At 44.4% G+C, this 293-nt stretch carries 1 protein-coding gene; it reads right to left on the bottom strand.

The features are described 5' to 3' along the window. Positions 1 to 35: 35 nt before the first annotated feature. Positions 36 to 293: 50S ribosomal protein L22 (gene rplV, locus ACTHSP_RS23620; protein ID WP_440347189.1), on the bottom strand; the 258-nt coding region annotated here is incomplete at its 5' end.

Below are 293 nucleotides of genomic sequence, written 5' to 3' on the forward strand. Positions count from 1 at the left end.
CCTGTAGGGTTAATCTTTTGTCCCATAGCTTTTCCTTAGTTGCCCACTGTCACGTTAATATGACAAGTTTGTTTCTCGATGCGGTTACCGCGACCTTTGGCACGAGCTTGGAAACGTTTCAAGCTTGGGCCTTTGTCAACAAAGATAGTTACCACTTTCAGTTCGTCAATGTCAGCACCATTATTGTGCTCGGCATTGGCGATTGCTGATTCCAACACTTTTTTAATCAGCTCAGCACCTTTTTTAGGGCTGAATGCCAAGATATTCAAAGCTTGGGCAACGTCTTTACCACG

It is taken from the genome of Neisseria sp. P0001.S005, from assembly GCF_051963715.1.